This is a genomic window from Bacteroides sp. AM54-2NS (assembly GCF_003602935.1).
GTDB lineage: Bacteria > Bacteroidota > Bacteroidia > Bacteroidales > Bacteroidaceae > Bacteroides > Bacteroides xylanisolvens.
Map to the genome: position 1 here is coordinate 148,384 of NZ_QTMZ01000003.1, position 23,353 is coordinate 171,736.

At 40.5% G+C, this 23,353-nt stretch carries 18 protein-coding genes and 3 pseudogenes; 9 read left to right on the forward strand and 12 right to left on the reverse strand.

Annotation, left to right across the window (positions count from 1 at the left end; genetic code table 11):
• Position 1: 1 nt before the first annotated feature.
• Positions 2-1,321: a tRNA (N(6)-L-threonylcarbamoyladenosine(37)-C(2))-methylthiotransferase MtaB gene (gene mtaB, locus DXA05_RS03045; protein ID WP_087320615.1), complete on the reverse strand. Its 1,320-nt coding sequence runs from the start codon at positions 1,319-1,321 to the stop codon at positions 2-4.
• A gap of 110 nt (positions 1,322-1,431) precedes the next feature.
• On the opposite strand from mtaB, the gene DXA05_RS03050 reads away from it, so the two are divergent.
• Both DXA05_RS03050 and DXA05_RS03060 read left to right on the forward strand, forming a co-directional pair.
• Positions 1,432-3,105, forward strand: coding sequence for a long-chain fatty acid--CoA ligase (locus DXA05_RS03050; RefSeq protein WP_004299337.1), 1,674 nt, complete (start codon positions 1,432-1,434; stop codon positions 3,103-3,105).
• 159 nt (positions 3,106-3,264) lie between these two features.
• Complete coding sequence (locus tag DXA05_RS03060) at positions 3,265-3,486, forward strand: hypothetical protein (RefSeq protein WP_004306615.1); 222 nt, start codon at positions 3,265-3,267, stop codon at positions 3,484-3,486.
• Between the two features lie 88 nt (positions 3,487-3,574).
• Here DXA05_RS03060 and DXA05_RS03065 read toward each other — a convergent pair whose 3' ends face one another.
• The 8 genes and pseudogenes from DXA05_RS03065 to rpsF form a co-directional block, all read right to left on the reverse strand.
• Positions 3,575-4,483: a sugar phosphate isomerase/epimerase gene (locus DXA05_RS03065; RefSeq protein WP_087317230.1), complete on the reverse strand. Its 909-nt coding sequence runs from the start codon at positions 4,481-4,483 to the stop codon at positions 3,575-3,577.
• Between the two features lie 149 nt (positions 4,484-4,632).
• Complete coding sequence (locus DXA05_RS03070; protein WP_004316253.1) at positions 4,633-5,496, reverse strand: DUF1080 domain-containing protein; 864 nt, start codon at positions 5,494-5,496, stop codon at positions 4,633-4,635.
• Between the two features lie 19 nt (positions 5,497-5,515).
• Complete coding sequence (locus tag DXA05_RS03075) at positions 5,516-7,027, reverse strand: Gfo/Idh/MocA family oxidoreductase (RefSeq protein WP_128858781.1); 1,512 nt, start codon at positions 7,025-7,027, stop codon at positions 5,516-5,518.
• A gap of 12 nt (positions 7,028-7,039) precedes the next feature.
• Positions 7,040-8,152, reverse strand: coding sequence for a Gfo/Idh/MocA family oxidoreductase (locus tag DXA05_RS03080; protein WP_004299332.1), 1,113 nt, complete (start codon positions 8,150-8,152; stop codon positions 7,040-7,042).
• Positions 8,153-8,391: 239 nt separating this feature from the next.
• Positions 8,392-10,055: pseudogene (locus DXA05_RS03085) on the reverse strand (DUF6377 domain-containing protein).
• 82 nt (positions 10,056-10,137) lie between these two features.
• Positions 10,138-10,581 carry a 50S ribosomal protein L9 gene (rplI, locus tag DXA05_RS03090; protein ID WP_004307965.1) on the reverse strand — a complete coding sequence of 148 codons (444 nt, stop codon included), beginning with the start codon at positions 10,579-10,581 and terminating at the stop codon, positions 10,138-10,140.
• Between the two features lie 14 nt (positions 10,582-10,595).
• Complete coding sequence (rpsR, locus tag DXA05_RS03095) at positions 10,596-10,868, reverse strand: 30S ribosomal protein S18 (RefSeq protein WP_004307964.1); 273 nt, start codon at positions 10,866-10,868, stop codon at positions 10,596-10,598.
• Positions 10,869-10,870: 2 nt separating this feature from the next.
• Positions 10,871-11,215, reverse strand: coding sequence for a 30S ribosomal protein S6 (gene rpsF / locus DXA05_RS03100; RefSeq protein ID WP_004299329.1), 345 nt, complete (start codon positions 11,213-11,215; stop codon positions 10,871-10,873).
• Positions 11,216-11,375: 160 nt separating this feature from the next.
• Between rpsF and DXA05_RS03105 the strand changes: the two genes are divergently transcribed.
• Complete coding sequence (locus DXA05_RS03105; RefSeq protein WP_004299328.1) at positions 11,376-11,822, forward strand: MarR family transcriptional regulator; 447 nt, start codon at positions 11,376-11,378, stop codon at positions 11,820-11,822.
• Positions 11,823-11,962: 140 nt separating this feature from the next.
• Entirely contained in the window at positions 11,963-12,139 is a 177-nt protein-coding gene (locus DXA05_RS26400) for a hypothetical protein (protein WP_004299327.1), read from the forward strand.
• Between the two features lie 77 nt (positions 12,140-12,216).
• On the opposite strand, the gene DXA05_RS03110 is transcribed toward DXA05_RS26400, so the two are convergent.
• From DXA05_RS03110 to DXA05_RS03120, 3 genes and pseudogenes are all read right to left on the reverse strand, one after another.
• Complete coding sequence (locus DXA05_RS03110) at positions 12,217-12,918, reverse strand: response regulator transcription factor (RefSeq protein WP_004299326.1); 702 nt, start codon at positions 12,916-12,918, stop codon at positions 12,217-12,219.
• A 1-nt stretch (position 12,919) separates the two neighbouring features.
• Entirely contained in the window at positions 12,920-14,476 is a 1,557-nt protein-coding gene (locus DXA05_RS03115) for a HAMP domain-containing sensor histidine kinase (protein WP_008025014.1), read from the reverse strand.
• Positions 14,477-14,807: 331 nt separating this feature from the next.
• Positions 14,808-16,963: pseudogene (locus tag DXA05_RS03120) on the reverse strand (elongation factor G).
• A 548-nt stretch (positions 16,964-17,511) separates the two neighbouring features.
• Here DXA05_RS03120 and hemW point away from each other — a divergent pair.
• The 5 genes and pseudogenes from hemW to DXA05_RS03145 all read left to right on the forward strand — a co-directional run bounded on the left by hemW (position 17,512) and on the right by DXA05_RS03145 (position 23,350).
• The gene (hemW, locus tag DXA05_RS03125) at positions 17,512-18,642 is read left to right on the forward strand and encodes a radical SAM family heme chaperone HemW (protein ID WP_128858782.1); all 1,131 of its coding nucleotides are present in this window, start codon (positions 17,512-17,514) and stop codon (positions 18,640-18,642) included.
• A gap of 19 nt (positions 18,643-18,661) precedes the next feature.
• Complete coding sequence (locus DXA05_RS03130) at positions 18,662-19,216, forward strand: RNA polymerase sigma-70 factor (protein ID WP_004307962.1); 555 nt, start codon at positions 18,662-18,664, stop codon at positions 19,214-19,216.
• A 90-nt stretch (positions 19,217-19,306) separates the two neighbouring features.
• Positions 19,307-19,740 (forward strand): annotated as a pseudogene (locus tag DXA05_RS03135) (hypothetical protein).
• Between the two features lie 26 nt (positions 19,741-19,766).
• Positions 19,767-20,651 carry a FecR domain-containing protein gene (locus tag DXA05_RS03140; protein WP_128858783.1) on the forward strand — a complete coding sequence of 295 codons (885 nt, stop codon included), beginning with the start codon at positions 19,767-19,769 and terminating at the stop codon, positions 20,649-20,651.
• Positions 20,648-23,350, forward strand: a complete 2,703-nt coding sequence (locus DXA05_RS03145) for a TonB-dependent receptor (RefSeq protein ID WP_128858784.1) — start codon at positions 20,648-20,650, stop codon at positions 23,348-23,350. Before DXA05_RS03140 ends, DXA05_RS03145 begins: the two co-directional genes overlap by 4 nt.
• Positions 23,351-23,353 lie beyond the last annotated feature (3 nt).

The window sequence follows — 23,353 nt, forward strand, 5'->3', positions numbered from 1 at the left end:
CTTATATCAAAATTGTACCTTTAAGTGCTGTCATCTCCTCATTAAACTCTCCCAGACGTACATTAATTACCTGATTATCCAGCGAGTCATCACTTTCCACCTCTACACGAATATAATTCTCCGTAAATCCATGCATCGGAGCACCAGCTTTCGATTTTTCCATCAATACCGGCATTGTCTGCCCGATATGACGTGCATAAAAAGCCTGTGTCTTTTGATCCGATAGTGCCAACAGACGCTGACTACGCTGATGCTTCTCTTCCGGAGAAACCACATATTCTATTTTTAAGGCTTGCGTTCCGGGACGTTCGGAATAGCTAAACACATGCAACTGCGTCACATCCAGACCATCAATAAACTGATAAGCCTGTTCAAAGTATTCGGGTGTTTCTCCACGGGTTCCCACAATCACGTCCACTCCGATAAAAGCATCCGGCATCACCTCTTTTATCTTCTTCACTTTCGAAGCAAAAAGAGCAGTGTCATAACGACGACGCATTAACTGCAAAACTTCATCGCAACCGGATTGCAAAGGGATATGAAAATGAGGCATAAAACTACGGGAATGAGACACAAACTCGATAATCTCATCAGTCAACAGATTGGGTTCTATGGAAGAAATACGATAACGTTCGATTCCCTCTACCTGATCCAATGCTTTTACCAGATCAAAGAAACTCTCTCCTGTTGTTTTACCAAAATCTCCGATATTCACTCCGGTCAGAACGATTTCTTTTCCGCCTTCAGCAGCTGCCTGCCCGGCCTGCTCAACCATGGAAGCAATAGTCCCGTTACGACTTCGCCCGCGGGCAAAAGGAATCGTGCAATATGAACAGAAGTAATCGCATCCATCCTGCACCTTCAAGAAGAAACGAGTACGGTCTCCCCGTGAACACGAGGGAGAAAACGAACGGATATCTTTGGTTGTAGTAGTGATAGCCTCTCCTTTTTCATGCTTTTGGAGGTCGCCCAGATATTGAAGTAACTCTCCCTTCTGTTCCGCTCCCAGCACTACATCTACTCCATCTATCTTTGCCACGTCGCCAGGCTTCAATTGCGCATAACATCCGGTCACTACCACAAAAGCACCGGGATGCTGCTTTACCAAGCGGTGGATGGCTTGCCGGCATTTCTTATCCGCCATCTCTGTCACCGAACAGGTATTTACCACACAGATATCTGCTTTCTCTCCTTTGCGCGCAGTCCGGACTCCTGCCTCACGCAGGATTTTACCGATAGTTGAAGTCTCTGAAAAATTTAATTTGCAGCCTAAAGTATAATAAACGGCTGTCTTATTTTGAAATACAGTGGTATCTATCATAAGCTGTTATAAACACATTAACTTTGCAAAGTTACACATTATTATCAGTAAAACACTTTAGGATACGAAAGTTTATTCCTATTTTTGCACAATCCACTAAAAAACGTGCAATGATTAAAGAGAATTTCATTAAACTATACGAAAATAGTTTTCGTGAGAATTGGGATCTGCCTTGTTATACTGATTATGGAGAAGATACCCAATATACATACGGTGAGGTAGCTGAAAAAATCGCCCGTTTACATCTGTTATTCAAACATTGTAGCCTTCGCAGAGGAGATAAGATTTCAGTTATCGGCAAAAATAACGCTCATTGGTGCATCGCCTATATGGCAACGATCACATACGGAGCGATCATTGTCCCTATCCTTCAAGATTTTACGCCTAATGACGTTCATCATATCGTCAATCATTCCGAATCTGTATTCCTGTTCACCAGCGACAGCATTTGGGAGAATTTGGAAGAGGAAAAATTAACGGGACTACGGGGAGTATTCTCATTGACTGATTTCCGGTGTCTTTATCAACGTGACGGGGAAACCATACAGAAGTTTCTGAAAAATACCGATAAAGAGATGCATGCTTTGTATCCGAAAGGATTTACCCGTGAAGATGTTCAGTACACCACTTTATCCAATGACAAAGTGATGCTGTTAAATTACACTTCCGGAACCACCGGTTTCAGTAAGGGTGTGATGCTGACAGGAAACAATCTTGCCGGCAATGTCACTTTCGGTATTCGTACCGAACTCCTTAAAAAAGGGGATAAAGTGCTTTCTTTCCTTCCCCTCGCCCACGCATACGGTTGCGCATTCGACTTTCTGACAGCAACGGCTGTCGGCACCCATGTCACTTTGCTTGGAAAAACGCCTTCTCCTAAAATTATAATGAAAGCTTTTGAGGAAGTGAAACCTAACCTTATTATTACTGTCCCGCTAGTGATTGAAAAGATATATAAGAATATTATCCAGCCACTCATTAATAAAAAAGGTATGAAGTGGGCACTCAATATCCCTCTGCTCGACACCCAAATCTACAACCAGATACGTAAAAGACTGATTGATGCACTGGGAGGACGGTTTAAAGAGATCATTATCGGTGGCGCCGCTATGGATAAGGAAGTAGAAGAATTCTTCTACAAAATCAAATTCCCTTTTACCATCGGTTATGGAATGACAGAATGCGGTCCGCTTATCAGCTACGCCCCCTGGGATGAATTTGTACTAGGTTCTTCCGGAAAGATTCTAGATATAATGGAAGCACGTATCTATAAGGAAACCCCGGAAGCAGAAACCGGAGAAATCCAGGTTCGGGGAGAAAATGTGATGGTGGGCTACTACAAGAACCAGGAAGCAACACAGGAAGTATTCACGCAGGACGGCTGGCTACGTACCGGTGACCTCGGTTCCATGGACAGCAACGGAAATATTTTCATCCGGGGACGACTCAAAACTATGATCTTAAGTTCTAGCGGACAGAATATCTTCCCCGAAGAGTTGGAAACCAAACTGAATAACCTGCCTTTCATTCTCGAAAGTCTTGTTATCGAACGCAATAAAAAATTAGTGGCACTTGTTTATGCCGATTACGAAGCGTTGGATTCTCTCGGATTAAATAATCCGGATAACCTGAAAACAATCATGGATGAAAATCTTAAGAACCTGAACAGCAACGTAGCCGCTTATGAGAAAATCAGCAAGATCCAACTCTACCCTACTGAATTTGAAAAAACGCCCAAAAGAAGCATAAAAAGATACTTATATAACAGTATTGCTGTCGATTAGCATGTTCTAAAACATATAAAAAGGGGAGAAAAGTGGCCAGTTACAAAAAAAAATATAAAAAAAGTTGGCGTTTCGAGAACAACATATTGAAAAAGTACATACCTTTGCATCGTTTTAATAAAGCAATTGATTGTATTACGTTTTTAAAAAGCAAAGAAAATGAAAAAATTAGTTTTGATGGCCGTAGCTATCGTAGCAGTATCATTCGCATCATGTGGTAACAAAGCAGCTGACGCAGCAAAAGCAACTGCAGATTCTATCCGTATCGCTGACTCAATCGCAGCAGTAGAAGCAGCAGCTCTTGAAGCTGAACAAGCAGCAGCCGCAGCAGCAGATTCTTTGAATGCTGATAGCACTGCAACTGAAACTGTAGCTGAATAATTCAGAAACAGCTAGAGAGAATTGAAAGTCTGCCATGCGAAAGCATGCACAGACTTTTTTTTATGCCTTTATTTTAGCAAGCCACACGTTATTTAGCGTATGAACTTTTCACAAAGGGAGCGTTCAATAAATAATCCAGACTTTCTTCTACACTTTCCTCTACCGGAACACTATACTTTTCGATTTCAGCAACGAGATAATTAACGCCTGCAGTTTTTGCATTCTTAAAGATAGCATCAAAACCGACCATTCCACTTTGTCCAATCTCTCTGTGATCTTTCACATGGAATATCTGGAAGCGACCGGGATATTTATTAAAATAATCAACAGGACTGTTTTGTCCGCGAACTACCCAATAAAGGTCCATCTGGAAGAAAACATATTCAGGATTCGTATGTTCTAACATATAATCATACATCACTTTATCTTCTACCTTCTGAAATTCATGAGCGTGATTGTGATATCCGAACGACAAACCTTGTTGTTTGCAACGCTTGCCTATTTCATTATAATATGCACAATATGTTTCTAAATCCTTGAGTGTCTTAGGTACATCCATCCACGGAGCTACAATATATTTCATACCGGCAGCTTTGTGATCGGCAATACATTGATCCCACCATTCAAGTGACTTTGAATAGTCGCCGGAAGCCAATTCTTCTTTAGACAATTGTCTTGTACAATGTGAAGACAAGACTTTTAATCCTGCCGATTCGACATCTTTCTTAAATTGTTGGGGAGTACGGTCATAAAATTTACCGTTGTTATAATTGGCTGCTTCAACACCGGTATATCCCATGTTTGCCAATTTCTTCAGAAGAGCAGTATAAGTGGGGTCACACTTACCATTTTTGTTGTCTACCTTGTTTAATATATCTCTGACAGAATAGAGCTGAATTGCTACTTCTTTTTTAGCTTTTTTCTTGGTTTGTGCCGTTACTGCCAGTGGAATAATAAAAAGAGCAGCCAATGCACAGATATAAATTCTAGTTTTCATATAATAGATATTAGTGGGTTACAATTATTCAGGTTTACATAGAAAAAACAGGCACGGATTACACAGACTTCACGGTTACTCCATGGCAATCGCCATTCAAAAAAAACGTGAAATACACGTAACCCGTGCCTTTCTTTATTGCTATTCGATTAGTCCAAAACTTTCACGCGGATGTTGCGGAACCAAACATCGTCACCGTGATCTTGCAAACCAATGAAACCTTCGTGATTTTCGCCACCGCAATTATTCAGCAATTCAAATGCCAAAGGCCATTTTTCTTCACTGAACTTACTTGCTTGCAACATATCAGTCCATTGTTTTGTCCACAAATGATATTCAAGTACGTTTTCATCGTTTTGTCCGTGAACAACTGTACCTTTATAAACCATAATCTTAGCCTTGTTCCATTCGCCAAACGGTTTAGAGTTTTGAGGAACTGCCGGAATCATGTCATACAAAGAAGCTGACTGACGATTGTTGTCCTTACCCAATTTTGCATCCGGATGATTGGCATTGTCCAATACCTGATATTCAGGTGCGGAAATATAAATAGGTTCAAGCACATCATTACCGTCTTTATCTTTCGATGTAACTTCCTGAGCTAAATAGAAAATACCGGAGTTACCACCTTTAGAAACCTTCCACTCCATCTCCAGTTCGAAGTTTTTAAACTTGTGAGCAAAAATCAGGTCACCACCATCACCGTCTTGAGCTTCACCGCCACCAGAACCGTTGAATTTGATACAACCGTCTTCAATTGTCCATTTAGAAGGAACACGGTCTTTTCCATAACCACGCCATCCGTTAAATGTTTCGCCATCAAAGATTGTGATATAACCATTTTCATCAACAGGCAAATTCAAGCTATCTGTTTCTGCCGCTTTCAATGATTTAGAGTAAGTCAACGCAACTTTTTGCTCTTCCGGAGCATTTGCTTTCTTCTGACCACCGCAAGAAGCGAAAACGCCTGCAGCAAGACAACAACAAGCTAATGGATAAAATACTTTTTTCATGATATCAACTATTTAATTTTTAATCTTTAATTTTTAATCTACTTTTATCTTGGCATATCAGCAGTCTCCAGCCTTCACGATAATTATGTTTCACTAATTCAGCCGCAAACTGTTTTGCATTGATCGGATCTGTCCATGTCTTATCAAATGTAGGATGACCATTATGAATCTTGAATCCGTCTTTGATAACAGTACGAATGGTTTCGTTATCACCGATATTTGTAAAACACATGTTAGCTCCATCCCACTCAAGAGTCTTATTCAGAGCTTGCAAACGAATAGCCAATACACCCATTGCTACCATTTCATTCATAGGTCCGGCTTCTGAGAAGTCAGATTTAGTCATGATACGATTAGATTTATCTTCTTTACATGCACGTACCCAATCCATTTCGTGACCACCATTCATTGCTTTAGGAACACGACGGCAAACCTTCGGTGCATTTGGTTTACGACCTGAAAGCAACCAAGGATTCTGTCCATAACATCCGCAAATCAATGTATCTTTTGTTCCGTGGAAAATAGTCAAACCACCACCGCTCTGCATCAGTTGTTTTCCTTCTGGGAATCCTTTCGGACGTTCTGGCATCATACCGCCATCATACCAATGTATTTCCACTTCAGGCATAGCTACTTTCGGCATATTTTCACGAGCAGGGAAAATCATTTTCACGTGTTGTGCCTGTGGAGCACAAGCATTCAACAATAATGTCGATGAACCTTCCACTTTGGTAGGATACTGCAATTTCAATGCTTTAAACGGCTGATGCAAAATATGACAAGCCATATCACCCAATGCACCTGTTCCGTAATCCCACCATCCACGCCAGTTCCAAGGATGGTAAATAGCATTATAAGGATTCATTTTAGCAGGACCTGTGAATAAATCCCAATTCAATGTGCTAGGAATTTTATCAACCTTTTCAGGAACATTCAATCCTTGAGGCCAAATAGGACGGTCTGTTGCACATTCAACTTTCGTTACGTCACCGATTTCACCATTCCAAATCCATTCACATACTAAATCCGTACCTTCATCCGATGCCCCCTGATTACCCATTTGGGTAACCACGCCCGTTGATGCAGCCAGTTTTGTCAACAAACGAGATTCATAAACAGAGTGGGTCAATGGTTTCTGACAATATACATGTTTTCCCATTGTCATTGCATCAGCAGTGATAATAGCATGAGTATGGTCGGCAGTTGCGATAATCACACCGTCGATAGATTTACCCATTTCATCATACATCTTACGATAGTCCCAGTATTTTTTAGCCTTGGGGAATTCGTCGAACACGCCTTTTGCGTACTTCCAATCCACATCACAAAGAGCCACAATATTTTCAGTGCCCTTTACGTGATTAATGTTGGCATGTCCCATGCCACCAATACCCACAGCTGCAAGATTCAGTTTATCAGTAGGCGAAATATGCCCGTGACTCATACCTAAAATTGTACTGGGAGCAATGGTTATACCTGCTAAAGCAGCGGCTCCCGTTTTGAGAAATTTTCTCCTCGAAATGTTTGACATGATTTTATTTGTTTAAGGGTTAATAATCTTTGGAAGGTTGCCGTGCAACAATCCATATCCATTTTTCATGTTTTTTCTTCGTTCGCGTATTTGCTCCAAAGTGCGCAAATTACCAATAGCGGGCAAATCGTGTTTGCGGGTATCTTTCAAGAATGTCCATGCATATTCGGATGCAATAGCCGAATCGCGCATTAGCGGTAATCGTGAACTGCGTTTTCCGGTTTCTACCGAATCAGCAAACAGGTCACACAACACGTCTATATTCTTGCCGCCGAAAGGTTTCTCTACACGGATGGTCTGATTGACACCGTGTAGGTCGACAACAGCAGTATTGAAGTCATGCGTCATACGCACAACCCCTTTTGTACCTATAATATCTACATACGAATTATGTGTCTGGTCTTTAGATAATTGCCCATAAACAAATCCTTGGGTAATATCAAAAACGACCCCATTTTGAAAAGTTCCGTGACATTGCACCCACCAAGGATCTTTGTAGTTCCACATATTCACTCCCTGGGCATTCCATGTTCTATAATCACATCCTGCATACCAACGGGTAATATCTACGTAGTGCATTCCACAATCATGGAAAGCAGGTCCCTCATACTCATGACCTTCACCTGGTGCCAAGCCGGGAGTCATGTGACAAATACGAATAATAGCCAGCTCTCCGATTTCCCCTTGCTGGATATATTCCTTCATTAAATTATGATACCAGGAATTTCGCAGATACAGATTTACCGTAGAAATGAGATTTGTGTTTTCTGTCATTTCTACAACTTTCCACTCATTTTCCATTGTATCTGCAACTGGTTTTTCTGAAATAATGTGTTTGCCGTAACGAATAGCTTTTTCTATTTGTTCCATCCGCGAGTCAGCCAAAGTGAAAAGCCCGACTACCTGCACACTTTCATCCTCAAAAATCTTTTGATTATCTTCTACTATAATAGAGTTAGGGGAAAGCTTTTTAGCCAACTGACGTGATGCCGGATCGGTATCACAAATATAAGCAATATTCCACCGATCACTTTTAGTCATCGCTTCCCAGTAGAATCTTCCCATCCTACCAAAACCGATAATTCCAACTTTAATTCTCGTGTCTACTGAAGATTGCGTGTTCATAATTAAACATAGTGAATTTAAGTACAAATAATAGATAAAACATCAACTTCTAACTACCAAACTGATGAGCTAAAAACTGATATTGCAAATCTAGCCAAATAAATAACGGCTTATTTGACTTACACTACTTTATGTAGATATAAAATCTGCTCTTTTTACTATTAATCAACAACTTAGATAACTTGACACATCAAAAAAATGTAGATGATTTGGAAAGTATTATAATGTTAAAATAATAATTATATCTCTTGTGTTGAACTAATTTTCATAATTTCATTCTCAAATTCATCCCTGTCGACGGCTGCTTTATTTCTCATCTTCGTACGATAATTATAAACCGTACTTGTAGAGCAACGGAGAAAGTTCGCTATCTTTCCACTATCCGTAATACCCAAGCGTAATAAAGCATAAATACGAAGTTCTCTATTCAATAAAGCGTCCGGTTTTAAAATAATTTTCTCTTCATCTTTCAACAGAGCGTTAAAATCAGATACAAAGGTGGGATACAAACCCAGAAAGACCTTATCAAAACGAGTGTATAAAGCGCCAAGCTCTTCATCAATAAGCGCAGATGATTTTAGCTTCTTAATCAGTTCATCATAGTATTTATTAATAGCTATTTTATACAGCATATTCTGATATTTCTCCATTTTATGGATATAACTAAAACAGACATCAAAGAATTCGGCTATGTAATACTCTTTTATACTATTAATTTCACACAACTGATTATTTGTATCATTCAGCTGGCTGTTCATGCTATTCAGCTTGTTGTTCAATCGCAAAAGCTCCTCATTACTCTGTGCCAATGCCTGTTTTATTTTCAACGTCTTTTTCATTTGAATATAGATGAAAAGCACCAACAGGACTAAAAGAAAAAGGATAATACTTGTAGAAATAAGAAAAGTAGTCAGATGCGACCGTGATCTGGCCTGCTCCGCCTGATAAGCTGTATTAATAATAGAATTGAATTTATAAATTTCGATGGCCCGGAAATGAATACCGGAAGATATAACGTCATCGATAGCGGACTGTGTAAATTTAAAGGCATCAGCTAAATTCTGTTCATCATAAGCTATCAATGCAAGAGATTGCAGGGATGCATTTTCCCGCGTAGCATTCCGGGTATCGGCTATTGCCGACAACATCAAATATTTTTTTTCTTCATCATACTTTTTCTGATGGTGACATAACCTAGAATATGAATGAGTTATCATAGCATAATTGGGCGTCCCCACTTCCTCAATCTCCAGCAGTTCTTTATAAATTTCTTTCGATTTCAGCGTATCACGCCAAATATAATAAGAAGCCTGGGACATTCGATAATCCCAAGAAGTGTGGTCAATGAGGGCAAACAACGAATCCTGGTAAGCAGCCTGCTGCTTGCCATACAGATTATTGGCGACAGAAATCGAATAGTGTCCCCAAAAGCTGGAATAAGTTTGATAATAGTTTATTAATAAATCTCTGGGAAGTTCTGAAGTCTTTATACTTTTCAAAATAATCTCGCTTCGCGGAACCTGCCACACATCGAATATAAAAGGCTAAGATGTAAAGACGACTGGTTGGTGAAATAAGGTCTATTCAACTGGCGGGAAATCTCAATATTGCGATCAACATAATGGATGGCTGAATCAATATGAAACTTTTTATATTCATTATATAACCGTAGATTGATTCTATATTCTCCTTCAAGAGTCAAACCGGGACTTCTCAACATACATTTTATCCGGTTTATCCGATCCTCTTTCTCTTTAACAAAGACGTGTTTTTCATCTATCACTCTACGCAAAGAATCAGTCAATAGTTTCAACTCATTATTTGCATAAAGAACACTGCCAATTCCCAAAGCAATCAGCAGAAGCAAAAACCTCTTCTTTAGAAAACAATAGTTGAATTTCATAATAGTAATAGCAAAGATAACAAAAAAAAGCGATTTATTCGTTCAGAACAAATCGCTTTTCATATATGAAGTAAATTTGCTCTTATTCAGCAACTACCTCGAAAGGAATTTCTACCGAAACCTCCTTGTGAAGCTTAACGATAGCCTTGTAGCTACCAACTTCTTTCACAGCGTCTTTTACAACGATGATCTTTCTGTCAACTTCATGACCCAGTTTAGACAATGCTTCAGCAATCTGGATGTTACCAACAGAACCGAAGATAGTACCGGTTGAGCTAACTTTAGTTGCGATAGTCAAAGAAACGCCTTCCAACTTAGCAGCCATAGCTTCAGCATCTTTCTTGATTTTCTCAAGTTTGTGAGCGCGCTGTTTCAGTTCTTCAGCCAACATTTTCTTTGCAGAAGGAGAAGCGATGATAGCTTTTCCAGTCGGGATCAGATAATTACGACCGTATCCGGATTTCACGTTTACGATATCGTTCTTATAACCCAAGTTTACTACGTCTTCTTTTAATATAATTTCCATACTTTTCCTCCTTCTTATTTCATCATGTCAGTTACATAAGGCAGCAATGCCAAGTGACGAGCTCTCTTCACAGCCTGCGCGATACGACGTTGGAACTTCAAAGAAGTACCTGTAATACGACGCGGAAGGATTTTTCCTTGTTCATTCAAGAATTTCTTCAAGAATTCAGGATCTTTGTAGTCGATATACTTAATACCACTCTTTTTGAAACGGCAGTACTTTTTCTTCTTAACGTCTACTGACGGCGGAGTTAAATATCTGATTTCTGATTGAACTTGTTGTGCCATGATTAATCCTCCTTTTTGTTTGATTTAACACTTCTTCTTTTTGCAGCGTATTCAGCAGCATACTTATCCATCTTGAAAGTCAAGAAACGGATTACGCGTTCATCACGACGGAAATTAATTTCCAGCTTGTCAATTACAGTAGGATCTGCATTGAACTCAATCAGTTGATAAAAACCTGTAGACTTTTTCTGAATTGGGTAAGCCAATTTCTTCAGTCCCCAGTTTTCTTCATTAATAATCTCAGCACCTTCAGCTTGAAGAACGCCTTTGAATTTTTCTACCGCTTCCTTCATCTGAACATCAGATAAAACGGGAGTTAAAATGAAAACGGTTTCGTATTGATTCATACTTCGTTTAATTAAATAAATAAATTATTTGATTTTAAATGCGGGTGCAAAGTTAGACATTTTATTTTAAACTACAAATATTTAATCTTTTTTTGTATCCGAAGATAGGATTTATCCGGGAAGAGACTTACCTTTGCAAAGTTGTTTAAACAATAATTTCATGATAGAGCAATTTAATTTCGACATTCGACTTATATTTGCCATATTAAATGGCAAAGTTTCTGCGGCAATCAACCGGAAACTGTACCGTAACTTCCGTCAGAACGGATTGGAAATCAGTCCCGAACAATGGACGGTACTCATTTTCCTGTGGGAAAAAGACGGCGTGACGCAACAAGAGTTGTGTAATGCAACTTTTAAAGACAAGCCCAGCATGACCCGTTTGATAGATAATATGGAACGGCAACATCTTGTTGTGCGCATTTCCGATAAAAAAGACCGCCGCACCAACTTGATCCATCTGACCAAAGACGGAAAAGAACTGGAGGAAAAAGCGCGTGTCATTGCCGGACAGACTCTGAAAGAGGCTCTTCACGGTATCACTCTCGACGAATTGAGCATTGGACAGGAGGTACTGAAAAAGGTGTTCTACAATACAAAAGATTAGATAGAAGAACTTCTCTCCAAATCATAAAATCCACTAAATCGTGCATTTATAATGGAATTTTTATCCAAATAATTTCGCCCGTTAAAGAATTATGCTTTAATTTGTGACTGGAATATTATAATCTATTAAAATACACACACATGAAAGGTTTATTAAAGAACTTAGGATTGATATTAATCTTGGTCGGAGTAGTCATCCTGCTGGCTTGTTCCTTTACAGGAAATGTAAACAACAACGCCATCCTGGGTACTTCAGTAGTACTTGTAGTACTGGGACTCATTTCTTATATTGTTATTAATAAGAAGATCGCTGATTAATTTCGCAAAATCAATAAAAAATCCCGGAAACGAATGTTCCCGGGATTTTTTATTTGGAGTTATCTCAAACGCAATCATTAAGATTCAACTTCCGGAGTAATCAGCTTATAGCCTTTTCCGTGAATATTGATAATTTCGATTGAATCGTCTTCTTTCAGGTGCTTACGTAGTTTCGTGATATACACGTCCATACTACGGGCATTGAAATAGTTATCGTCAATCCAGATTGTTTTCAGAGCGAAGTCACGTTGCAAAATCTCATTGGCATGTGCGCAAAGCAATCCGAGCAGTTCAGACTCTTTGGTAGTCAGCTTAGTTTGTTTGCCTTCTGACGACAGAATTTGTTTCTGTGTGTCGAAAGTAAACTTACCAATCTTATAGATATTGCTTTCTTTGTTCTTCTTTCCACGAACACGTCTCAAGATTGCTTCAATTCTGAATGTCAATTCTTCCATACTAAACGGTTTGGTGATATAATCATCCGCACCGATTTTAAAGCCTTCCAGGATATCTTCTTTCAGCGTTTTGGCCGTCAGGAAGATAATAGGAATTTCAGCATTTGCTGCACGGACATCCTGTGCCAGTGTGAATCCGTCTTTTTTAGGCATCATCACGTCAAACACGCACAAGTCATATTTATTCTTCAAGAAAGCCTTATAACCGGCTTCTCCATCAGGATATAACTCAGCAGAATAACCTTTTGCCTGTAGATATTCTCTTAAAAGCATGCCAAGATTTTCGTCATCCTCGCACAATAAAATACGCAGTTTCTCGTCCATATCAATTATTTTTTAATAAAGGTAATGCAATAATAAATTTAGTTCCCACGTTCAGGTCGCTTTCCGCCCGGATGGTTCCCTTATGATCCAATATAATTTTTCTCACATAAGCCAATCCCAGTCCAAAGCCCTTCACATCGTGCAGATTACCCGTATGTACACGATAGAACTTTTCAAATATCTTTTTCAGGTTCTCCTTTTTGATACCGATACCGTTATCCTGTATCGAAATCATCAGTTTCCCCGACTCATTCCACGTTCTCACTTTCAGTTCCAGATCCTCTTCCGGTTTCTTATATTTCACCGCGTTATCCATCAGATTAAAGATTACATTCGTGATATGCATCTCGTCTGCAAATATAACAGGATCGGTGGCCTCAAGGTTCGATGTTATCTTACCATTATACCGTTCCACTTTCAGCGCAAAGGTATTGACAACTCCTGCAATTAAGTCATTCGCATCAATCTCCTTCATCTTCAAAGTTGCCTTCTGACGCTCAAACATCGACATCTGGAGCACCTTTTCCACCTGGAAGCGCAAGCGCTTGGTTTCATCATTAATCACTCCCGATATATGCTGGAACATCTGCGGCGATTTCCCCACCGCGGGATCTTTCAACATCTGGGCTGCTAATGAAATGGTAGATATCGGTGTTTTAAATTCGTGCGTCATATTATTGATAAAATCATTCTTCATTTCCGTCAGTTTCTTTTGCCGGAATACGATATAAATCGTAAAGATGAATGTCACTAACAATACCAGTGTAAATATCAGCGACGGAATCATGAAACTGATGGAGTCAAAGATATAATCTTTCTTCCCCGGAAAGTGCACTTTCAAGATACTCATTTTGGCAGGCGGGTCATTCTTGAACAATGCCTGCTGATAAGCGTCTTCACTTCCCTTTGCCTCATAATCCGCACAACGGTAGACTTCCCTTCCGTCTTTGTCGATCACCGTAAAGTGATAAGGCAAATCTATACTATTATTATATAAGCTCGATTTCAGATAGTCATCCAGTTCTTTAAACCGTACTCTGTCTCCAATCGACTTGTCACTTCCCCGGTAAATCATCTGCCAGGCCACTTCATCGAGTAATGCCCGTTGATACATATACCGATTCTTGATGGCTTCCACTAATGAACGCGAAGTTTCCGGAATGGTCTTTGTCCCCCTGTAAGGAGAAATCATAGCCTTCGGAAGCTCGGAGGGCTTAGTGGTCATCACTTTCAGCTCAAAATCCGAATATACTTTTCCATCCTTAGACTTCACTGTAAACCGCTGCGTTTGCTGAATCAAGTTGTCTTGTTGTATGGAAGCATTATTCGCAATCAGCGCTTTTCTTTCTGCTTCTGAAATATCTTCGATCAACCAACGTCTGGTCTCTGCATATTCCACATCCTTGGAAACCTGATCCAGGCTATTGCGTACAGCCGAATCAAACTGTTCCTTACGGGTTTTCATCATTTCCTCTATATAACTTACCTGCAAATACAGCAAGCTAAGGAAGGAAAGCCCCATTACAATACCTAATATCCAAATTGTTGACTTCTTCATAGCAACAAAATTAACACTCCCTAATTAACACTCCTAATGCATTAACTTGATTTAACCGGAACTTCCCGGAAATTAACCGTAAGGAGCTATTTAGGTTGTATTCTGATTACTACAACAATAAAACCCCTCCTTTGGTTTGCAAATTTAATAAAAAATTAAATCTTCTCCTTGTGTTTTTCCATCTTTATTAATCATAGTTAAACAAAAACCGCCCCCTTTTACTTAAAAAAGGCGGCGGTTTTAACGTTTTAGTTGATTCTTTATGCCTAACAGATGATAAATACCGAATATTATAGTGAATATTCAATCAATTATCACCTATCATTTATACTTATTCTTCAGTTTGTTTAGCTTCAAAGTCCTTCATTAACTTATCTTGAACATCCGTCGGCACAAGCTCATAACTAGAGAATTTCATAATGAACGAAGCACGTCCACCCGTGAGAGAGCTAAGCGCCGTAGAATAAGACGACATTTCTTTCAAAGGTACTTTCGCAACCAGTTTCTCAAAACCTTTTTCACTACTCATACCCATAATCATGGCACGACGTCCCTGCAGATCTCCCATCACATCTCCCATCCTATCAGACGGAACAAACACTTCTACATCATAAATCGGTTCCAGAATTTTCGGACCGGCATTCTTAAAGGCTTCACTAAAGGCATTACGTCCGGCAAGCATAAAGGAGATTTCATTCGAATCTACCGGGTGCATCTTACCATCGTAAACAATAACGCGCACGTCACGAGCATACGAACCCGTCAACGGTCCTTGCTCCATACGAGACATGATACCTTTCATAATAGCAGGCAAGAAGCGGGCATCGATAGAACCACCGACGATACTGTTAACAAACACCAGTTTACCACCCCATTCCAATGGTATCTCTTCCGTGCCTCTCACGGTAATCTTAAATTCCTGTCCATTGAACTTATACGTTTCAGGTATAGGCATACCTTCTTTATAAGGTTCTACGATCAGGTGAACTTCACCAAACTGACCGGCACCACCGGACTGTTTCTTATGACGATAGTCGGCACGGGCAGCCTTTGTAATCGTTTCACGATACGGAATCTTCGGTTCTTCATATTTTACCTGAAGTTTTTCGTTGTTTTCCAAACGCCATTTCAAGGTACGAAGATGGAATTCTCCCTGACCGTGTACCAAAGTCTGTTTCAGTTCTTTTGATTGCTCAATCACCCAGGTAGGATCTTCTTCGCGCATACGGTTCAGGATACTCATCATCTTTTCCACATCCGCTTCATTCACCGGCTTAATGGCACGGGTATATTTAGAGTTCGGATATTTGATAAAATTGAATTTGTAGTCACAATCCTTACCGTTCAGCGTATTACCGGTTTTCACGTCTTTCAGTTTCACGGCAGCACCGATATCACCGGCCTGCAATTCTTCCACCTTGACACGGTTACCACCGGCTACCACATAGATTTGCGCGATACGTTCCTTCGAACCACGGTCGGCATTCAGCAAATCGTCTCCCTCATGAACTTTACCGCTCATTACTTTAAAATAGGAAACTTCACCGATATGCGGTTCCACACTTGTCTTGAAGAAATAAAGAGATTCCGGTCCATTGGAGTCCGGAGCCACTTCTTTACCTTCCGTATTCTGTACCTTCGGCATTTCAGATACAAAAGGAACAACGTTACCCAAGAATTCCATCAAACGGCGAACGCCATATCTTTACCTCCACAGACGCAAAATACAGGGAACATACCTCTGGCGATCAATCCCTTACGGATGCCTTCACGCATTTCGTCTTCTGACAGGGAATCTTGCTCGAAGAATTTCTCCATCAGATTTTCATCATTCTCGGCAGCAGCTTCTACCAATGCTTTGTGCATCTCCATAGCCTTATCCATTTCTTCTGCCGGAATATCTTCGATTGTCGGAGCCCCTCCTTCGGGTTTCCACGAGTATTTCTTCATCAACAATACGTCGATCAGCGCATTAAAGCCCGGACCGGTAGCTATCGGATATTGGATAGGAACAACCTTAGAGCCGTATGCCTCTTTCAGCTGTTCGAGGATATTATCATAATCGCATTTTTCATTATCAAGCTGGTTGACTAGAAAAATAACAGGTTTATTCAGCTTTTCTGTATAACGGAAATGATTTTGTGTACCGACTTCGACGCCGTATTGGCCATTGAGAAGGATAATTGCTGTGTCGGTCACATTTAGTGCAGTCACTGTGCTGCCTACGAAGTCGTCCGATCCCGGACAGTCAATAATATTAAGTTTTTTGTTATTCCATTCTACATGGAGAACGGTGGAGAAAACGGAGTAACCATACTCTTGTTCAACAGGAAAATAATCGCTAACTGTGTTTTTTGCGGCAACAGATCCGCGACGTTTTATAACACCACTCTCGAAAAGCATCGCTTCCACGAGAGTGGTTTTCCCAGAGCCAGAACTTCCCAACAAGGCAATGTTCTTGATTTCATTAGTCTGATATACTTTCATAATATATAAGATTTTAGTAATTACTCAGTATGTTTCTCACATACCATTAATTTTGTGATGCGCAAATTAGGGATTAATTGGGGGAAAAGCAACACTTATGGCAGTGTTACTAAACAATGTTATGTAACACATCTTTAACATGAACATTTTCGAAACGGGTTAAAAATTATTTTCGCATGGCTATAAACTAATTTCATAGTTGCAACGAGTAATCCGGCACGATGTTATTTTTAGTTGTTTTCCTTTCATACAATAGTTTCCCCGTTGCCTAATTAGTTTTCGTTTGACTTAAGTCAAGCGATAGTTTAACTTAAGTCATTCTATCGTTTGACTTAAGTCAAACGAAAACCCGGCTACAAGTTCGAATCTTATTTATAAAAGAAAAGATCTTAAATTCAGCATTGCAGGAAATTATCTTCTACTAATCGATGGGAGAATTATCTATTTAGCGTATTCCCGCCCCACTATAAATAATTTCCGTCAACTGCTTTTTTGATATATCTAATAATAGTCTTACTTTTACACCCACAAACCCAAACAGCATAACTATGGCAGGTATCTATCTTCATATTCCTTTTTGCAAAACGCGCTGCATCTACTGCGACTTCTACTCAACCACTCGCAGCGAACTCAAACCCCGTTATGTACAGGCTCTCTGCCGGGAGTTGACGATGCGTAAAGAATACCTGAAAGGAGAAGATATAGAAACTATTTATTTCGGTGGCGGAACCCCGTCTCAACTGGAAAAAGAGGATTTTGAACAAATATTTGATACCATCCGCGAGCACTACGGATTGAATCATTGTCAGGAAATCACTCTGGAAGCTAATCCGGATGATTTATCGCAGGAATATCTGGAAATGCTTTCCTCACTTCCTTTCAACCGCCTCAGCATGGGAATACAGACTTTTGATGACGCTACGCTCAAACTATTGAGACGCCGCCACAATGCCCGTACAGCCATCGAAGCAATTGACAGATGCCGGAAAGCCGATTTCCAGAACATCAGTATCGACCTAATTTACGGATTGCCCGGAGAAACAAAAGAACGATGGGAAAACGATCTCCGTCAAGCTATCAGTCTGAATGTAGAACATATCTCCGCCTATCACTTGATTTATGAGGAAGATACACCTATATATAATATGTTAAAACAGCACCAAATATCCGAGGTAGACGAAGACTCCAGTTTAGAATTTTTCACATTACTGATAGAGCATTTGCAGAAAGCAGGATTTGAACACTATGAAATTTCCAATTTCTGCCGCCCCGGAAAATATTCCCGCCACAACACTTCCTATTGGAAAGGAATAGCTTATCTGGGATGCGGACCATCGGCACATTCTTTTGACGGAATGACACGGGAATGGAATGTGTCTTCAATCGACACCTATATAAAAGGTATAGAAGAAGACTGCCGTGCTTTCGAGACAGAGTATCTGGACCCAACGACCCGCTACAACGAATTTATTATCACTACCATACGTACCGTATGGGGAACACCTATAGAGAAACTGAAACAGATGTTCGGCAATGAAATGTGGGAGTATTGTCAAAAAATGGCTGCACCTTATCTGAAAAATGGTAAACTGGAGGAATACAACGGGGCTTTGCGCCTGACGCGTGAAGGGATTTTTATTTCCGACAGTATAATGAGTGATTTACTTTGGGTAGACTAACCAAACAAACAAAAAGCCGATGACCGAATCAGAAGTAAGAAAGTTATTGCGGCAAATGAAAGAACTGGATTCGCAAACTGCTTTCCGGGACTTTTACAACATGACTTATGACCGTCTCTTTCGTATTGCCTATTATTATGTGAAACAGGAAGAATGGTCGCAGGAAATCGTTCTCGATGTATTCCTGAAACTATGGAAGCAACGCAGCAATTTGCTTGATGTGAGAAACATTGAAGATTATTGTTTCATTCTCGTCAAAAATGCTTCGCTCAATTATCTGGAAAAAGAATCAAGACATACGCTTATTCATCCCGATTCTCTGCCGGAGCCTCAAGAACAGAGCTATTCACCGGAAGAATCGCTCATCAGTGAAGAGCTGTTCGCTCTTTACGTAAAAGCACTCGACCGGCTTCCGGATCGTTGCAGGGAAGTGTTCATCCGCATCCGTGAAGAAAAACAGAGTTACGCACAAGTAGCAGAAGAATTAGGCATCAGCATGAATACAGTGGACGCACAACTTCAGAAAGCAATCACACGTTTAAAAGAGATGATTAGCCGGGCCGAAATAGATTAACATTCTTTTAGACAAAGAGCGTAGGGAGTTTCTGTCCCCCTCCGGTCTTTATCAACAAATAAGTCAATCAATCACTAAAAAAGACAGAAAATGAAAAAGCTAAATGACGCAAACATGGGAATCTTTGTCCTTCTTTCAGTTTGTCTGTGCCTGTTTTCATGCAACAATGACAACGACAACCTACCAAAGGACTATACAGGATTTGAACATTCGAAGGAAACAGTAGAATGTGAAAGCGACAAACCCGAATGTGAGTTGAAAATTAAAATTGTTGCAACAGAAAAAACAAAAGAAGACCGGACGGTAGTACTTGCCACACCCCCTCCGGTAGTAGGACAAGCAGCAGTGTACAGCTAACAGAAAAAAAAGTAATCATCAAAGCGGGTAAGAAGTCAGCAACAACTGTCATAAAAATCTATCCTAAACAGATGATATTGAAGAAGCAGAATGTCACTTTATCCTGCACTCCCCAGTGGAAAGAAGGAGGAATCAGCAAACTGACCATTCTGTTGAAACGAAAATAATAGATCAAGAGCAATACAGAAAAAAGATGAAATACACCGATACGGAATTAGAAGAAATACTGAACAAGCTCGTCGCTTCCACACGTTCACCGCGAGGACGGTTTTCAGCAACAACCAGTTACCCGGAACTAGAGAAAAGACTGAAGTCACATACCCGGCGTCTGACACTGATACGTACTTTCTCGGCAGCGGCGGCAGTAACTCTACTTTGCCTATCGGTATGGACAGCCTATTTATATATGCAACCGGTCACGATACAAACGGTTTCCACCTTGGCAGAGACACGCACGGTCTGTCTTCCTGATGGCAGCACCGTCACACTCAACCATTATTCTTCACTTTCTTATCCTGAAAAGTTCAAATCGGACAAGCGGGAAGTGAAACTAAATGGGGAGGCTTATTTTGAAGTAAGCAAGAACAAGAAACATCCGTTTATCGTGCAGACTGAAACGATTGACGTTCAGGTGTTGGGAACTCACTTCAACGTAGATGCCTATCAGAACAACCCGGATGTAAAGACAACGTTATTGACAGGTTCGGTAGCAGTCAGCAATAAAAGCAAGTCAGTTCGTGTGATTTTGAAACCGAATGAGATTGCTATATATAATAAGGTGGAAGAAAAACTCACCCGCAAGGTTTTAGAAAACGTAGAAGATGAAATTTCCTGGCGGCAGGGAGAGTTTATATTCGACGACCTACCTTTGCAGGAGATTGCCCGCGAACTATCCAATTCATTCGGAGCAACGATCCACATAGCCGACGCGGCTTTGCAAAATTACCGGATCACAGCACGCTTCCGCAATGGAGAAGACCTGGCAACTATTTTATCTGTATTACATAATGCCGGTTATTTCGACTACTCACAAAACAATAAACAGATTATTATCACTGCTAAACCAGACTTAAAATGAAAACTATTCACCAAGGCCACCTGCCTGTCAGAACCTTTGTTCTGATAGGTATGGTGTTCTTTATCACTGCCCACGTACACGCACAAAACGCAAACGCCCGGCTTTCGCTGACACTACGAAACGCCACATTGAAAGAATTCGTCAAACGGATTGAGAATTCAACCGGATATTCTTTTATCTACAGTGAGGAAATTACCATAAAACATAAAATCAATTTGCAGGTAAAAGATAAGCCTTTGCGTGAGATACTTGACCTCGCGTTCAAAAATGAGCAGATCAGTTATCAGTTCACCGGCCGGCATATCCTCCTGCAAAAGAAAAAAGAATCAAAAACTGTAAGCCGCAAGTTCACTATCAGCGGATATGTCACTGATGGGACGTCTTCCGAGACGTTGATTGGAACCAACATCATTGAGAGTCATCAAAATCAAGGAACAACCACCAATCCTTACGGTTTTTACAGCATCACCCTGCCCGAAGGAGAAACCGAACTGCGTTTCTCCTATCTGGGCTATGCCACAGAAGCGCATCATTTTACGCTCTCACAAGACACATTACTAAATATCCGCATGCAGGGTAACACGCAATTGCAGGAAGTAGTCATCGTTTCCGACAAAACCGAGACAGGAACTATAGCCACCCAGATGGGATCTATCGAGATTCCAATGACGCAAATAAAAAATACTCCGAGCATACTGGGAGAGGCAGATGTAATGAAAGCCATCCAACTGATGCCCGGCGTACAGGCTGGAGTAGATGGATCTGCCGGACTGTATATACGTGGTGGAAGCCCGGATCAAAATCTAATCTTACTTGACGGGATTCCTGTATATAACGTAGACCATATGTTCGGATTCTTTTCGGTTTTTACTCCGGAAGCCGTCAAAAAAGTAACACTATTCAAAGGTTCTTTTCCGGCACGTTTCGGCGGACGGCTTTCTTCTGTCATCGACGTCCGTACCAATGACGGAGATATGCAGAAATACCACGGTACACTTAGTATCGGACTACTAACTAGCAAAATCAACCTGGAGGGTCCGATTGTGAAAGGGAAAACGTCTTTCAATATTTCCGCCAGACGTTCGTATCTCGACCTCATCGCTAAACCATTCATGCCGGATGACGAGGAATACAGTTATTATTTTTATGACATCAATGCCAAAATCAATCATAAATTCTCCGACCGGAGCCGCGTCTATCTATCTGCCTACAATGGAAAGGATCATTTTGCTGCCAATTATGATGGAAATACAGATTTCAAAGACGGAAGCAAAATGAATTGGGGAAACACGATTCTTTCTGCCAGATGGAACTATGTATTCAACAACCGTTTATTCTGCAATACGACAGTCTCCTACAGCAACTATTTATTCGACATCAACTCATATACCAACAATCAATATCTCGGCAGTAGCGGTACATCATTTACCAACCGGTATTCAGCCGATTACCGTTCGGGAATCAATGATTGGAATTACCAGATCGACTTCGATTATAATCCATCTCCCAAACACCACCTCAAATTTGGAACAGGATATATCTATCATCGTTTCCGCCCGGAAGTTATGACCTCTAAAATCTCCAATAAGACAGGAGATAAAATAGACCTGGACACAACCTACCACAGCATAGCCAACAACCGGATTTACGGACATGAGTTATCCGCTTACCTGGAAGACAACATCAAGATGAATGATCGTCTGCGCCTGAATCTCGGACTGCATTTCTCATTGTTTCATGTGCAAAAACAAAGTTACTTTTCCTTGCAACCACGTGTTTCCGCACGCTATCAATTGGGAAAAGATGTAACCCTGAAAGCATCTTATACCCAAATGAGCCAATATGTACATTTACTATCGTCAATGCCCATTGCCATGCCTACGGATTTATGGGTTCCGGTCACTAAAAAGATCAAGCCAATGCGCTCCCACCAATATTCATTGGGCGGATACTATACGGGAATCAAAGGATGGGAATTCTCGGTAGAAGGGTATTATAAGGATATGTATAATGTGCTGGAATATAAGGAAGGCGTCAGTTTCTTCGGTTCTTCCTCCGGTTGGGAAAACAAAGTGGAAATGGGCAAAGGACGTTCGGCCGGCATTGAGTTTATGGCACAGAAAACCCTTGGAAGAACAACGGGATGGTTGTCCTACACTTTATCCAAAAGTGATCGTCAGTTTGCCAAAGGCGGTATCAACAACGGTGAACGGTTCCCATATAAATATGACCGAAGACACAATATCAACCTGACAATCAACCATAAGTTCAGCGACCGTATCGACATCGGTGCTTCCTGGGTGTTTTATACAGGTGGAACAAGTACAATCCCTGAAGAGAAAACCGCTGTCATCCGTCCTAGCGATGGCACAAACAACGGATTTGGAGGAGGATATGGATATGGAGATTATTTTGATTCAGGCATAACTTCACCCACCATCGGAGAAGCTTCGTATGTGGAGCATCGTAATAATTACCGGTTACCAGCCAGTCACCGGTTGAATGTGGGAGTCAATTTCAACAAAAAGACCAAACATGGTATGCGTACCTGGAATATCAGTCTGTATAATGCATATAATGCGATGAATCCTACCTTCGTATATCGCAGCACCAGCAAAAACGATCCCTACAAACCGATTATCAAGAAGTATACTATACTTCCATTAATTCCATCATTCACTTACACTTATAAATTCTAAACC